Source organism: Streptomyces sp. NPDC039430 (assembly GCF_055639435.1).
This window is the reverse complement of record NZ_JBVKAK010000012.1, coordinates 73,147-85,961: the sequence shown is the minus strand read 5'-3', so window position 1 is coordinate 85,961 and position 12,815 is coordinate 73,147. Positions and strand designations below refer to the sequence as shown.

The window sequence follows — 12,815 nt, the reverse complement described above, 5'->3', positions numbered from 1 at the left end:
CCCGCGTATCCGGCCGGTTCTGAGCGGCCGGCACTCCGGGCCGGTCCTGAGCGGCCAGCACCACCACTTCCTCGGCGGCGAAGACGACCCCCACCTCCGCGCCCTCCTCCGGCGCCTCGCGCAGCCCGCACTCGGCCTCGATGTCCGGCGCGCCGGTGGGCGCGCCGGGCCGTAGCCGTACGGCGACCCGGCCGCCGGTGAACGTACGCGCCCCGACGACGCAGCGCAGCCCTTCACCCGGGGCCACGAGACGTACCCCGGCGGGCCGTACCAGCACCGTCCGCTCGCCCTGGGCCGATCCGTCGGGGACCGGCACCTTCCCCCAGACCGTGTCGGCGACCGCGCCGCTCACCGTCGCGTCCACGACATTGCCGAAGCCGAGGAAGCGGGCGACGAAGGCGGAGGCGGGCCGCTGCCAGACCTCCAGCGGGGTGCCCGTCTGGGCGATACGGCCGTCGCGCATCACCACCACCCGGTCGGCGAGCGCGAAGGCCTCGCCCTGGTCGTGGGTGACGGCGAGCACGGTCGTGCCCAACCGTCCGAACAGGCCGCGCAGTTCGACCACGAGCCGTTCGCGCAGGCCGCGGTCGAGCTGGCCGAGCGGTTCGTCCAGCATCAGCAGCCGCGGCCTCGGCGCGAGCGCCCGTGCCAGCGCGACCCGCTGCTGTTCGCCGCCCGACAGCTCGGCGACGGCCCGGCGGCCGGCCCCCGGCAGTCCGACGAGATCGAGCAACTCCTCGACGCGGCGGGCCTGTTCGTCCCGGGTGGCGCCGCGCATCCGCAGCCCGAAGGCGACATTGCCGCGCACGTCGCGCTGCGGGAAGAGCTGGTGGTCCTGGAACATCAGGCCGACCCCACGCCGGTGCACCGGTACCCCCGACTGGTCGGAGCCGTCGAGCGCCACCCGTCCGCCGGCCGGCTCCTGGAGTCCGGCGACCACCCGCAGCAGCGTGGATTTGCCGCTGCCGCTCGGTCCGAGCACACAGACGGTCTCGTGCTCGGCGACCTCCAGATCCACCGCGTCGAGCGCGGTGCGCGCGCCGAACCGTACGGTCACATCCGACAGGGTCAGCAAGGCCATCAGAACTCTCCCGAGCGGTCGGTACGGATACGTTCCAGCGCCAGCAGCGACACCGCGCACACCACCATCAGGACCGTGGAAAGGGCCATCGCCTGGCCGTAGTTCAGCTCACCCGGCCGCCCCAGCAGCCGCGCGACGGCCACCGGCAGCGTCGGCCGGTCCGGGCGCGCGATGAAGACCGTCGCGCCGAACTCGCCGAGCGAGACGGCGAACGCGAACCCGGCGGCGACCAGCGAAGCCCGCCGCACCAGCGGCAGGTCCACCTCCCGCCAGGCGCGCAGCGGTGACGCTCCGAGCACGGCCGCCGCCTCGCGCAGCCGTCCGTCCACCGCCCGCAGCACCGGCAGCATGGTCCGTACGACGAAGGGGACCCCCACCAGCGCCTGGGCGAGCGGCACCAGGATCCAGGAGGCCCGCAGATCCAGCGGCGGCTTGTCCAGCGTGATCAGGAAACCGAAGCCGACGGTCACGGCCGAGACGCCGAGCGGCAGCATCAGCAGCGCGTCGAAGCCCCGCACGAGACGGCCCGCGCGCCGGGTGAGCGCGGCGGCGGCCAGCCCTCCGACCACCAGCGCGACGGCGGTCGCGACGAGCGCGTACCGCAGGGAGTTCCAGACCGCTTCCAGCGGCGGCACGAGGAAGGTGCCGCCGCTGGACTCCACCGATCCGAGGGCCCGGTAGAAGTCGAATCCGTACCCGCCGGGACCGCTCAGGGAGCGTTCGACGAGCACCCCCAACGGCACCAGGATCAGCAGCAGTACGGTGCCGAGCACCCCGCCGAGCAGCGCCCACTGTCCGGCGCCGCGCGGCCGGCGGGCGGTCAGCGCGGGGTCGACCAGCCGCAGCGCGGTCTCCCGCCGCCGTACGGTCCACGCGTGCACCGCCAGGACCGCGCCGACCGCCGCGAACTGCACCAGCGTGAGCACGGCGGCGGTGGGCAGATCGAGGAGCTGCGCGGTCTGCCGGTAGATCTCCACCTCCAGGGTGGAGAAGCCGGGACCGCCCAGGATCTGTACGACCCCGAAGGAGGTGAAGGTGAAGAGGAAGACCATCAGCGCGGCGGCCGCGACGGCGGGACCGAGGGCCGGCAGCGTCACGCGCCACCAGGCCGCGAGCCGCCCCGCGCCGAGCACCCGGCCCGCCTCCTCCTGGCGCGGATCGAGCTGCGCCCACAGCCCGCCCACCGTCCTGACGACCACCGCGTAGTTGAAGAAGACATGCGCGAGGAGGATCGCCCAGACCGAGGTGTCGAGCCGTACGCCCCACAGGTCGTCGAGGAGTCCGCCGCGCCCGAGCAGCGCCAGGAAGGCGGTGCCGGCCACGACGGACGGCAGCACGAACGGGACGGTGACGACCGCGCGCAGCAGCTGTTTGCCGGGGAAGTCGAAGCGTGCGAAAACATACGCGCCCGGCAGCGCGATCAGCAGGGTGAGCGCCGTGGAGGCGAGCGCCTGCCAGGTGGTGAACCACAGGACGCCGAGGATGTCAGGGCGGGTCAGTACGTCCCCGATCCGGCCGAACTGCCAGCCGCCGTCCGTCTTCAGTCCCCGGCCCACGATCGCGGCCACCGGGTAGGCGAAGAAGACGGCGAAGAAGGCGAGGGGCACGGCCATGAGGGCGAGCCGCAGGGCGTTTCCGCGCCCCCGGGCCCGGCCGCGCCCCGGCCGCCCTCCCCCCGGCGTCCTGGGTGTTACTTCACTACGAGTGAGGACCACGACTGGATCCACTGCTCACGGTGGGCGGCGATGGTGTCGGGCGCCACGGTCCTGGGCGTGTCGACGGTCGCGCCGAACTTCGTGAACAGCTCCGGCAGCGCGACATCCTTGACCACGGGGTTGACGAACATGTTCAGCGGCATGTCCGCCTGGAACTTCTCACCGATCAGGAAGTCCAGCAGCGCCTTCCCGCCGGCCTCGTTCTTCGCGCCGCCCAGCAGACCGGCGAACTCGGTCTGCCGGAAGCAGGTCCCGGTGGAGACGCCGGTCGGCGCCTCCTCGGGCCGGGGCTCCGCGTACAGCACCTCGACGGGCGGGCTGGAGGCGTACGAGACGACGAGCGGCCGGTCGGCCTTGGCCTTCTTGCCGCCCGCGGAGCCGGAGAAGCTGTCGTTGTACGCCTGCTCCCAGCTGTCCACGACCTGGACCCCGTTGTCCTTCAGCTTCTTCCAGTAGTCCTGCCAGCCCTTGTCGCCGTACCGCGCGACCGTGCCGAGGAGGAAGCCGAGGCCGGGTGAGGAGGTCGCGGCGTTCTCGGTGACGAGGAGGTTCTTGTACTGGGGCTTGATCAGATCGTCGAAGGTCCGCGGCGGCGCCAGCTTCTTGTCCGCGAAGTACTTCTTGTCGTAGTTGACGCAGATGTCGCCGGTGTCGACCGGGGTGACCCGGTTCTTGTCCTTGTCGAGCCGCGTACTGTCCTCGACGCGGTCCAGGCCCTTCGCCTCGTACGGCGTGAACAGGCCGTTGTCGAGGGCGCGGGAGAGCAGGGTGTTGTCCACGCCGAAGAAGACATCGCCCTGGGGCGAACCCTTCGTCAGGATCTCCTTGTTGAGGGCCTCTCCGGCGTCGCCGCTCTTCAGGACCTTGACCGTGTAACCGGTCTCCTTGGTGAACTCCTTCAGCACGGCGGGCGAGGCGTTGAACGAGTCGTGGCTGACGAGGGTGACGGTCTTCGACTCGGGGCCGCTGCCGCCGTCGCCGGACGACGTGGAGCCGCCGGACCCGCCGCAGGCGGCGAGCGCCGAGACGCCGAGCGCGGCGGCGAGCGCGCCGGCCGCCGCCCTTCTCGTGCTGGTCCGCGTACGGATGCTGGTCCGCGTACGGGTACGAATACGGGTACTGCTCACTGACTTTCCTCCTGGGATGTCCAGGAGAAGACGCGGCCCCGCCCGGGGTCCGTACCGGCCGGACTCCGGGCAGGGCGCTACAGCTTGAGTGGTGTCCGAACTTCCTACCCAGAATGACCTGGGCAAGGTTCAGAGGGTCTGCGACCGCTGCCCGCTCCCACGGACATGTGCCGCACTCTCAGCGCTGTGGCGCTCCCCTGTCGGAAAATATGCAATACGTTCAGGCCAAGATTACCCCGTGGCGCCGTACCGACTCCTCCCGCGTTCCTACCGCTCCGAGGCCGCCAGCTGTCCGCACGCCCCGTCGATCTCCTGGCCCCGGGTGTCCCGTACGGTCACCGGCACCCCGTGGGCCGCGATCGCCTCGACGAACGCCTTCTCGTCCTCGGGGCGCGACGCCGTCCACTTGGAGCCGGGCGTCGGGTTGAGCGGGATGAGATTGACGTGCACCCGCTTGCCCTTGAGCAGCCGGCCCAGCCGGTCGCCGCGCCAGGCCTGGTCGTTGATGTCGCGGATCAGCGCGTACTCGATGGAGACCCGGCGGCCCGACTTCTCCGCGTACTCCCAGGCGGCGTCCAGCACTTCGCGCACCTTCCACCGCGTGTTGACCGGCACGAGAGTGTCGCGCAGTTCGTCGTCGGGCGCGTGCAGGGAGACCGCGAGCCGGCACTTGAAGCCCTCGTCGGCGAAGCGCAGCATCGCGGGCACCAGACCGACCGTCGAGACGGTGATCCCGCGCTGCGAGAGGCCCAGCCCGTCCGGCTCGGGGTCGGTGAGCCGGCGGATCGCCCCGACCACCCGGTTGTAGTTGGCGAGCGGCTCGCCCATGCCCATGAAGACGATGTTGGACAGCCGCGAGGGGCCGCCGGGGACCTCGCCGTCACGCAGCGCGCGCATGCCGTCGACGATCTGGTGCACGATCTCGGCGGTGGAGAGGTTGCGGTCGAGACCGGCCTGGCCGGTGGCGCAGAACGGGCAGTTCATCCCGCAGCCCGCCTGCGAGGAGATGCACATGGTGACGCGGTCCGGGTAGCGCATCAGCACCGACTCGACGAGCGTGCCGTCGTGCAGCCGCCACAGGGTCTTACGGGTGGTGTCGTCGTCGCACGAGATGTGCCGTACCACCGACATCAGGTCGGGCAGCAGCTCCGTGGCGAGCTTCTGGCGGGCGGCGGCCGGGATGTCGGTCCACTGCTCGGGGTCGTGCGCGTACCGCGCGAAGTAGTGCTGCGACAGCTGCTTGGCGCGGAACGGCTTCTCGCCGATCGCGGCGACGGCGTCGCGGCGCTCCGCGGGGGTGAGGTCGGCGAGATGCCGCGGGGGCTTCTTGGCTCCGCGAGGCGCGACGAAAGTGAGTTCTCCGGGTGTCGGCGGGGCCATGAAAAACCAAATCTCCTCGATGCGGCGAGGCCGGGCTACCCCCGCTGTGGCGGGGAGTACGGCAGGACTGTGCCGGTGCCGGGAGACCTCACGGGAACGGCTTCACAGCCGCGGGGCTCAAAAGGGCCCGCCACCCGTGAGCGGCGAGCCCTTTCAGGGTAACCGGTACGGGTAGTGCCGCGACGGGCCGACCTTGCCGGGGACGGGAGCACTACCCGGAGCCCACGAAGAGCACCAGCAGCAACCAGACCACCGGCGCCGTGGGCAGCAGGGAGTCCAGCCGGTCCATGATCCCGCCGTGCCCCGGCAGCAGCGTGCCCATGTCCTTGATGCCGAGATCCCGCTTGATCATGGACTCGCCGAGATCACCGAGGGTGGCACTGGCCGCGACCGCGAGTCCCAGCAGCAGTCCCTGCCACCAGACCCCGTCGTCGATCAGGAACTCCATGGAGAGCGCACCGGCCGCCATCGCGAAGCCGACAGCTCCGGCCAGCCCCTCCCAGGTCTTCCCGGGGCTGATACGGGGCGCCAGCTTGTGCGTGCCGAAGCGCCAGCCGACCGCGTACGCGCCCGTGTCGCTGACGACCGTCAGCAGCAGGAACATCAGCACCCGCCACGGACCGTCGTGCGCGGTGAGCATCATCGCGACGAAGGTGGCCAGGAACGGCACGTAGAACGCGGCGAAGACGCCCGCCGTGACATCTCTGAGGTAGCCCTCGGGCGGTTCCGTCATCCGCCAGATCAGCACCGCGAGCGCGGTGAGGGCCATCGCGACCCAGGCACCTTCCGCTCCCCGCGCGTATCCGGCGACGACCATCGCGGCGCCGCCGACGGCGAGTGGGACGAGCGGTGCCTTGATGCCCTTCTTCTCGTCGAGCCGTGAGGTCAGCTCCCACAGCCCGATCACCACCGCGACCGCTATGACACCGATGAAAACGGCCTTCACGATGAAGAGCGAGGCCGCGACGACCGCGCCGAGCCCGATACCGACCCCTATGGCCGCACGCAGATCACGTCCGGCCCGCTTCTTCGGCGGGGGTGGCGGCGGGGCTGCCATGGGCTCCTGCGGGGTCTTGTCACGGAACAGGGGGCCGCCCGGCCGAGCAGCCCCCCGGTCGTCATCCTGGTTCCCGCTGTCGGCGGGTCCGTCGGGCACGATGGGCATGGGCCGAGTCTGCTGTGCGGGATGCTCATCGTATGCGGGACCCGCCGGGACAGCCCCCGGGTCGGTCGGTCCCCAGTATCCGGCTGTCGACGAGGCTCCCCGGGAAGAGTCGTTCATCAGACTTCGAGCAGCTCGGCTTCCTTGTGCTTCAGCAGCTCGTCCACCTGCGCGACATACTTCGCGGTGGTGTCGTCGAGCTCCTTCTCGGCGCGGCGGCCCTCGTCCTCGCCGACCTCGCCGTCTTTGATCAGCTTGTCGATGGTCTCCTTGGCCTTGCGGCGGACCGCGCGGATCGAGATCTTCGAGTCCTCGGCCTTGGTCTTGGCGACCTTGATGAACTCCTTGCGCCTGTCCTGCGTCAGCTCGGGGAACACCACCCGGATGATGTTGCCGTCGTTGCTCGGATTGACGCCGAGGTCGGAGTCGCGGATCGCCTGCTCGATATTGCGCAGCGCGCTCTTGTCGAACGGGGTCACCACGGCCATCCGCGCCTCGGGCACGGCGAACGAGGCGAGCTGGTTGATCGGGGTCAGAGCACCGTAGTAGTCCGCCACGATCTTGTTGAACATCGCCGGGTGCGCCCGCCCTGTGCGGATCGCGGCGAAGTCGTCTTTGGCGACCAGGACGGCCTTCTCCATCTTCTCCTCGGCCTCGAGGAGGGTCTCTTCGATCACCACTTGCTCCTGCGTGTCTTGAGTGGGCCCGGCGTGCGAATCGGCCGGCGGAACCTGCGTCGCGTCTTGTCCTGCACGGTGTCCGACCGGCAGGGCTTTGTCCATCCCGTGCGGGGCGGCCCCGGATCAGCTCCGGGTGCCCTGGTCGCTCACGAGTGTGCCGATCTTCTCACCCTTGACCGCACGCGCGATATTGCCTTCCTTCAGCAATTCGAAGACGAGGATCGGCAGCTTGTTGTCCTGGCACAGCGTGATGGCGGTCATGTCGGCGACGCGCAGATCTCCGGCGATCACCTCGCCGTACTCCAGGGCGTCGAACTTGACCGCGGCGGGGTTGGTCTTGGGGTCGGAGTCGTACACCCCGTCGACTCCGTTCTTCCCCATCAACAATGCCTCGGCGTCGATCTCCAGCGCGCGCTGGGCGGCGGTGGTGTCGGTCGAGAAGTACGGCATGCCCATACCGGCGCCGAAGATCACGACGCGGCCCTTCTCCAGGTGGCGCACGGCGCGGAGGGGGATGTACGGCTCCGCGACCTGCCCCATGGTGATGGCGGTCTGGACACGGGAGTCGATGCCCTCCTTCTCCAGGAAGTCCTGGAGGGCGAGGCAGTTCATGACCGTGCCGAGCATGCCCATGTAGTCGGAGCGCGCCCGGTCCATGCCGCGCTGCTGGAGTTCGGCACCCCGGAAGAAGTTGCCCCCGCCGATGACGACCGCGATCTGGGCGCCGTCCCGGACGACGGCGGCGATCTCGCGGGCGATGGCGTGGACGACATCGGGGTCGACGCCGAGCGCTCCCCGTCCGGCGAACGCCTCACCGGACAGCTTCAGCATGAAGCGGCCGTGGCCGTGATTCCTGCCGTCGTCGCTCTTCTTGCCGTCGTCGCTTGTGTCGGCCTGTTCCATGGAGATCTCCTCGTGCGCATACGAAGAAGGCCATTGCCGGGGTCCTTGCGGTTCCCTGTGCGGCAATGGCCTCCTCGTCAGATCTGCGGCCGCCCGGCAGGTACCCGGACGACTGCGTCAGACCCTATCGGGGTCTTGGGTTGATCGCGTACAGACTCAGACGCCGACCCGGATGCGCACGAAGCGCGTCAGGGTGACACCGGCCTCGTCCAGGACCTTCTGGACGGACTTCTTGTTGTCCTTGGCGAACGCCTGCTCCGTGACGACGACGTCCTTGAAGAAGCCGTTGACCCGGCCCTCGATGATCTTCGGCAGGGCGGCCTCGGGCTTGCCCTCCTCGCGCGAGGTGGCCTCGGCCACGCGACGCTCGTTCTCGACCGTCTCGGCCGGGACCTCGTCGCGGCTGAGGTACTTCGGGTCGAACGCGGCGATGTGCTGCGCGATGTCCTTGGCGATGTCCTCGTTCTCCTTGTCCAGCTGGACAAGGACGCCGACCTGCGGCGGGAGGTCGGGCATGGTGCGGTGCATGTAGGCGGCCACGTAACCGCCGGTGAACTGCGCGAACCGGTCCAGGACGATCTTCTCGCCGAGGTTGGCGTTCGCCTCGTCGACATACGCCTGGACGGTCTTGCCGGCCTCGATCTCGGAGGCGAGCAGCGCCTGGAGGTCGGCCGGGGAGGTCGCGGCGACGTGGGCGGCGAGCGTGTTGGCGACGGTCTGGAACTTGTCGCCCTTGGCGACGAAGTCCGTCTCGCACTTCAGCTCAAGCAGAACGCCGGACGTCTTGTCCTCGGAGATGAGGGAGACGACGGCGCCGTTCTCGGCCGAACGGCTCTCGCGCTTGGCGACGCCCTTCTGACCCTTGACACGGAGAAGCTCGACGGCCTTGTCGACGTCACCGTCGGCCTCGACGAGCGCCTTCTTGCAGTCCATCATGCCGGCGCCGGAGAGCTCACGGAGCTTCTTGACGTCAGCGGCGGTGTAGTTCGCCATGATCTGTAATTCTCTCTCGAAGGTCTGAAGGATCTACGGGTGAACGGCGGGGGCCGGTGGGCCCCCGCCGTCAACTACCGAACCTGGGGAAGGTCAGGCCTGCTCGGTGTCCGCGGCCGGAGCCTCGGCGGGGGCCTCGGCGGGGGCCTCGGCCTGCTCCGCGTCGGCGACCTTCTCCGTCTCGGCGGAGGTCTGGACGTCGCCCTCGGTCTTGGCCTCGGCCTCGGCCGGCTTCTCGGCCTCGGCCGGCTTCTCGGCCTCGGCCGGCTTCTCGGCGTCGTCCTTCTTCTCGCCCTCAAGCAGGTCGCGCTCCCACTCGGCGAGCGGCTCGCCGGCGGCCTTCTCGCCCGGCTTCGAGTCACCGGTGGCGACGCCGGAACGGGCGATGAGGCCCTCGGCGACGGCGTCGGCGATCACGCGGGTGAGCAGGGTGACGGAGCGGATCGCGTCGTCGTTGCCCGGGATCTTGTAGTCGACCTCGTCGGGGTCGCAGTTGGTGTCGAGGATCGCGACGACCGGGATGTGGAGCTTGCGCGCCTCACCGACGGCGATGTGCTCCTTCTTGGTGTCGACGATCCAGACGGCGCTGGGCACCTTCTGCATCTCGCGGATACCACCGAGGGTCTTCTCCAGCTTGGCCTTCTCGCGGGAGAGGACCAGCAGCTCCTTCTTGGTGAGGCCGGAGGCGGCCACGTCCTCGAAGTCGATCTGCTCAAGCTCCTTCAGACGCTGAAGGCGCTTGTAGACGGTGGAGAAGTTGGTGAGCATGCCGCCCAGCCAGCGCTGGTTGACGTAGGGCATGCCGACGCGCGTCGCCTGCTCGGCGATGGCCTCCTGGGCCTGCTTCTTCGTACCGACGAACATGATGGAGCCGCCGTGGGCGACGGTCTCCTTGACGAACTCGTAGGCGCGGTCGATGTACGACAGCGACTGGAGCAGGTCGATGATGTAGATGCCGTTGCGCTCGGTGAAGATGAAGCGCTTCATCTTCGGGTTCCAGCGACGGGTCTGGTGACCGAAGTGGACGCCGCTCTCCAGCAGCTCCCGCATCGTGACGACGGCCATGGCCGCACTCCTTGAGATACTCGGTTGTCGCGTCCGCCGGACGGCAGTCGCGCCTGACGCCCCGATGCGCTGTGCCACGGAAGACCGAGACCGAGAAGCGCTGACATCGGCGCGAAGGGGCCGATGGCGGGGCGTGCGAAGTCGACCCGGTGACCCGGATCGCCACGAGAAGTGTACGGGACCTTCGCACCCCTGGGTGACGGCGTTGTCCACAACCCGTCGGTACTCCACAGATCCCGTTCATGATCAGCGCGCTGGGGCCCTCATGCGGGACCGTGGACGGCATGACTACTTTCCGTGACCACGTCGGCACACTCGCCCTTCTCTCCCCTCTCCTCGTCCGGCGCCGCGTACGGCTCGTACTGCTCGCGCTCGGCGTACTCGTCGCCGCCGTTCCGGCACCGCTCGGGCTGTGGGCCGCGCCGGAGGCGGTGGCCGCGAAGGCGCCCGGCGGCGGCGAGGGCCGGGCCTGGCCCGTGGGCGTGGGTGCGCGTCCGGGTCCGGCGGTGCTGCGGGGCTGGGAGCCGCCCGCCTCGGCGTACGGCCCCGGTCATCGTGGGGTGGACCTGGCCGCGGCGGCCGGGGAGCCGGTACGCGCGGCGGCAGCGGGCCGGGTCTCCTTCGCAGGGCGGGTGGCGGGGCGCGGGGTGCTCTCGATCACGCTGTCCGGTACGGGCGATCCGCCGCTGCGGACGACCTACCAGCCGGTGTCGCCTCTCGTCGCCGAGGGAGACGAGGTGACGGCGGGCCAGCGGGTCGCCACGATGACGGGCGCTCCGTCCCATTGCGCGCGGGGATGTCTGCACTGGGGTCTGCTGCGGGGCGGAGTCCATCTGAACCCGCTGTCCCTGCTGCCCCGCGAGCTGCTGCGCCGGGGTCCGTCGCGGCTCCTGCCGGTCTTCGGCGTCCCCGAACCGGAACCGGAACAAGTCCGGGCGGTACGAGTCCGGGCGGTACGAATCCAGTGGGGCGTGCGGTGGACACTGGCGGCGCATCCGCCGGCGTACGCGCCGTCCGTGTACGCGCCGCCTACGTCCGCGCCCGGCGCTCAGCCCCGTACGCCGCGCAGCGCCATGGAGACGGCCGCCTCGGCGATCTCCGGGGGCGCCTCGGCCGCGCCGAGCTCGATACGTCTGACCGCCGCGTCCACGACGCCCTGGAGCAGCATCGCGGCGAGCCGGGGCTGTTCATGGCCCAGTTCGCCGAGCGCCTCCACGATCATGGCGATCAGACCGCCGTGCGCGGCACGGATCTTCTCGCGGGCCCCGGCGTCCAGCTCACTCGCGGAGATGGCGACGACCGCGCGGTGGCGCCGGTCCCCGACCAGCGCGAGCTGACGGCGCACATACGCCTCGATCTTGGCCTCGGGCGTCTCCGCTCCGGCCATGGCGGCCTCGACCTCGGCCGCCCAGACCGGGAAGTCGACGGCGCACAGTTCCTCGACGACAGCGGCGCGCGAGCGGAAGTACTCGTAGACGGAGGACCTGGCGAGGCCGGTGCGCTCGGCGAGTGCGGGGAAGGTCAGCGCGTCCGTACCGCCTTCGGACAGGAGGGAACGCGCGGCGTCCAGCAGGGCGCCTCGTTGCATGGTCCGGTGCTCGGCCACGGAGGCCGCTCGAATCCTGGGCACGCCTCCACTCTACGGATGAGCGGGCGCCCACACAGCGTCAGCGTCCGACGTCGGCCAGCTTCGCCCGCAGCTGCAGCACGGACTTTGTGTGGATCTGGCTGACCCTGCTCTCGGTCACCCCGAGGACATGGCCGATCTCGGCAAGCGTGAGGCCCTCGTAGTAGTAGAGCGTGACGACGGTTTTCTCCCGGTCGGGGAGGGTGTTGATGGCCCGCGCGAGCAACCGTCTCAGCTCGCGGTCCTCGGCGACCTCCACCGGGTTGTCGGCGGCGGTGTCCTCCAGGGTGTCCATGAGGCTGAGCCGGTCACCGCCCTCGCCGCCGACATGCAGCAGTTCCTCCAGCGCCACGACGTTCGCCAGGGACAACTGGCTGAAAACCGCGTGCAGTTCCTCCAGCGCGATCCCCATCTCGGCGGCGACCTCGGGCTCCGAGGGCGTGCGCCGCAGCTGGGCCTCCAGCGTGGCGTAGGCGCGCTCGACGGCCCTGGCCTTCTGGCGTACGGAGCGTGGGATCCAGTCCAGGGCGCGGAGTTCGTCGATCATCGCGCCGCGGATACGGGTGATCGCGTAGGTCTCGAACTTGATGGCCCGCTCGATGTCGAACTTCTCGATCGCGTCGATCAGACCGAAGACCCCGGAGGAGACGAAATCGGCCTGCTCGACATTGGACGGCAGCCCCACGCTCACCCGGCCCGCCACATACTTCACCAGGGGCGAGTAGTGCAGGATCAACTGCTCGCGCAGCCGCTCGTCGCCCGTGGCCTTGTACGACCGCCACAACTCGTCGAGCGACGAGGGCGCGGGGGGCCGCACGCCGCTCCGGGCGGCAGGGGGCGCCGCCGCGCGGTCAGACCCGGAGGTGTGCTGGGGCATGCGTTGCCTTGAGCCGTTCTGCTGTGAAGTGCGGGGGGACATCTGTCTCGGGGGCCGGAATGCAGGTGAGCGTAGCGTGACTGGCGCGTCGCGCTGAGCGAGGAACGGGCGCCCGTACCCGCCATGACGGACGCCGCCGGCCACACCGTCGGTCCGGGGCCGACGCCGCTCGCGCCGGCCCCTGGTGTGTCACCGATCGAGAGAC

General features: G+C 70.2%; 10 protein-coding genes and 2 pseudogenes. 1 reads left to right on the top strand and 11 read right to left on the bottom strand.

Annotated elements, in window-relative coordinates; translation table 11 throughout:
• Positions 1–52: 52 nt before the first annotated feature.
• From ACZ7LS_RS27145 to rpsB, 9 genes and pseudogenes are all read right to left on the bottom strand, one after another.
• Positions 53–1,081 (bottom strand): annotated as a pseudogene (locus ACZ7LS_RS27145) (ABC transporter ATP-binding protein); the annotation flags it as partial.
• Positions 1,081–2,694, bottom strand: coding sequence for an ABC transporter permease (locus ACZ7LS_RS27140; protein WP_385133411.1), 1,614 nt, complete (start codon positions 2,692–2,694; stop codon positions 1,081–1,083). The gene ACZ7LS_RS27140 and the pseudogene ACZ7LS_RS27145, both read right to left, overlap by 1 nt.
• Positions 2,695–2,771: 77 nt before the next feature.
• Positions 2,772–3,923, bottom strand: coding sequence for a thiamine ABC transporter substrate-binding protein (locus ACZ7LS_RS27135; RefSeq protein ID WP_382517114.1), 1,152 nt, complete (start codon positions 3,921–3,923; stop codon positions 2,772–2,774).
• A 267-nt stretch (positions 3,924–4,190) separates the two neighbouring features.
• On the bottom strand, positions 4,191–5,303 hold the full coding sequence (gene rlmN / locus ACZ7LS_RS27130) for a dual-specificity RNA methyltransferase RlmN (RefSeq protein ID WP_382517117.1): 1,113 nt from the start codon (positions 5,301–5,303) through the stop codon (positions 4,191–4,193).
• A 211-nt stretch (positions 5,304–5,514) separates the two neighbouring features.
• Complete coding sequence (locus ACZ7LS_RS27125; protein WP_382664634.1) at positions 5,515–6,585, bottom strand: phosphatidate cytidylyltransferase; 1,071 nt, start codon at positions 6,583–6,585, stop codon at positions 5,515–5,517.
• Positions 6,585–7,142 carry a ribosome recycling factor gene (frr, locus tag ACZ7LS_RS27120; protein ID WP_030351725.1) on the bottom strand — a complete coding sequence of 186 codons (558 nt, stop codon included), beginning with the start codon at positions 7,140–7,142 and terminating at the stop codon, positions 6,585–6,587. Before frr ends, ACZ7LS_RS27125 begins: the two co-directional genes overlap by 1 nt.
• A gap of 126 nt (positions 7,143–7,268) precedes the next feature.
• On the bottom strand, positions 7,269–8,048 hold the full coding sequence (gene pyrH / locus ACZ7LS_RS27115; RefSeq protein WP_365976750.1) for a UMP kinase: 780 nt from the start codon (positions 8,046–8,048) through the stop codon (positions 7,269–7,271).
• 156 nt (positions 8,049–8,204) lie between these two features.
• A complete protein-coding gene (gene tsf, locus ACZ7LS_RS27110) occupies positions 8,205–9,041 on the bottom strand; it encodes a translation elongation factor Ts (protein WP_382664637.1) in 837 nt (278 codons plus the stop codon).
• A 93-nt stretch (positions 9,042–9,134) separates the two neighbouring features.
• Positions 9,135–10,106 carry a 30S ribosomal protein S2 gene (gene rpsB / locus ACZ7LS_RS27105; RefSeq protein WP_385133405.1) on the bottom strand — a complete coding sequence of 324 codons (972 nt, stop codon included), beginning with the start codon at positions 10,104–10,106 and terminating at the stop codon, positions 9,135–9,137.
• Positions 10,107–10,390: 284 nt separating this feature from the next.
• On the opposite strand from rpsB, the pseudogene ACZ7LS_RS27100 reads away from it, so the two are divergent.
• Positions 10,391–11,023 (top strand): annotated as a pseudogene (locus tag ACZ7LS_RS27100) (murein hydrolase activator EnvC family protein); the annotation flags it as partial.
• A 131-nt stretch (positions 11,024–11,154) separates the two neighbouring features.
• Here the strand turns inward: ACZ7LS_RS27100 and ACZ7LS_RS27095 are convergent.
• The gene (locus tag ACZ7LS_RS27095) at positions 11,155–11,694 is read right to left on the bottom strand and encodes a TetR/AcrR family transcriptional regulator (RefSeq protein ID WP_078490686.1); all 540 of its coding nucleotides are present in this window, start codon (positions 11,692–11,694) and stop codon (positions 11,155–11,157) included.
• A gap of 79 nt (positions 11,695–11,773) precedes the next feature.
• The gene (whiG, locus tag ACZ7LS_RS27090) at positions 11,774–12,610 is read right to left on the bottom strand and encodes an RNA polymerase sigma factor WhiG (RefSeq protein ID WP_129772189.1); all 837 of its coding nucleotides are present in this window, start codon (positions 12,608–12,610) and stop codon (positions 11,774–11,776) included.
• Positions 12,611–12,815 lie beyond the last annotated feature (205 nt).